The organism is uncultured Campylobacter sp. (assembly GCF_938017615.1).
Taxonomy (GTDB): Bacteria; Campylobacterota; Campylobacteria; order Campylobacterales; family Campylobacteraceae; genus Campylobacter_B.
In genome coordinates, this window is record NZ_CALIJA010000162.1 from 1 (window position 1) to 1,435 (window position 1,435).

Sequence of the window (1,435 nt, forward strand, 5' to 3'; positions counted from 1 at the left end):
AAAATTTGCCTTGCGGCATCGTGTCGCGCAAAAATTCGCCGATCGCGGCGCAAAAACAGACGCGCTCAATTTCGCGGTAGAGATTTCGGCGCGGCACAATTTGTAAGCGTAAAATTTACCGCCTGTTTTCATTGCGTTAGCGTGAGCCGACTTGAAGCGCGGCACAATTTGTGGATGCGAGACTGCGCCGCAGCGGTTCCGGCGATGCGGCAGATGTAAATTTAAAAATAAAGAGCAAAAATGGTTCAACTACTACTTGATAAAGCGAGGGCTCTGCTTGCGCCCGCGCCGAAATTTTATTTCGGCCTATGCGGCGCGGTGGGTGTATTTTGGCTCGTCGTCGCGCTTAATTTGATCGTTTGCGCGGCGCGGGCGTATTACTTTTACGGCGTGGAAGATCGCATATTTTCGCGGATCTTTGAGGATTTTTGCTGCATTTTGATCATAAATTTGCTCATCTTTCATCTCTGCTTCGTCGTTTTTAGAAGATTTTTCGGGCTTGCCGCTCTGTTTGTGCTAGCGATCAATACGCTTTGTGCGGCTATCTCGCTCTTTTTGGTCGTTTTTTTTCGACTCCGCTTTTAACGTCGTCGCGCTCGATGCGATAATCCACACCGACGCGAACGAAAGTAAGGAATTCACCGCGCAATTTCTCAGCGCGGGCGTGATCTGCTCTTTGCTCGCATTCGCGACCGCGACGTTTGTCGCGCTGAAGTTTAAAAAAAGCTCGTGCAGCGCGAGGCTGCGAGCCGCATTTAGCGTGATCTATCCGATTTGTGTGGTCATTTTTTGCATTTTTACGGCGACCAAAATCGCAAGCGGTGGCGAGCGTTATCGCGCGACGCTCGGCACATACGCTCCGCTTGAGTTCGCGTTCGTCGTAAAAGATTATCTCGGCGATGCAAATTTCCTTGCCGATCTGCAAAGCATCGAGCGTGGCTACGACGAGGCGAAGCGGGCGAATTCCGCGCTTGATTTTAACGCAACGCAGATTAAAAACGTCGTGCTGATTATCGGCGAGAGCCTGCAGCGCGGCCATATGTCGCTTTACGGATACGGCAAAGATACGACGCCTTTGCTAAACGATCTGCAGCGGCGGGGGCTGCTTATTAAATTTAGCGATACTGTTTCGTGCTACGGCGCGACCAATCCCGCGCTGATGCGGATACTTAATTTCAGCGACTACGAAAGCGAGCGCGAAAGGCCGTGGTTTGAGAGCGTTAGCATTATCGATATGTTCGCGCTGAGCGGCTTTCGCACGATGTGGATCAGCAATCAAGAAGCCTTCGGCAAATTTGCCCTTAGCGCAAAAAGTGCCGCCGATCGCGCCGAAAAAAAGCATCTTTCTTTCCACAAGCGATCAGCTCGATAGCATGCGAGTCGCGCACGACGGCGCGCTGCTGCCGATCATCAAAGAGGCGAAAAAATCGCAGCG

Annotated in this window: 2 protein-coding genes; both read left to right on the forward strand. The window is 51.6% G+C overall.

Features of this window, described 5'->3' with window-relative positions; genetic code table 11:
* The first annotated feature begins 240 nt into the window (after positions 1 to 240).
* On the forward strand, positions 241 to 585 hold the full coding sequence (locus Q0620_RS08380; protein ID WP_291936246.1) for a hypothetical protein: 345 nt from the start codon (positions 241 to 243) through the stop codon (positions 583 to 585).
* Positions 536 to 1,372 (forward strand): sulfatase-like hydrolase/transferase, encoded by an 837-nt coding sequence (locus Q0620_RS08385; RefSeq protein ID WP_298784447.1) that lies wholly within the window; start codon positions 536 to 538, stop codon positions 1,370 to 1,372. Before Q0620_RS08380 ends, Q0620_RS08385 begins: the two co-directional genes overlap by 50 nt.
* Positions 1,373 to 1,435 lie beyond the last annotated feature (63 nt).

Excerpts from the sequence above, each read along its gene's own strand:
- Q0620_RS08380 (WP_291936246.1), top strand. The coding sequence starts at position 241 with ATGGTTCAACTACTACTTGATAAAGCGAGGGCTCTGCTTGCGCCCGCG.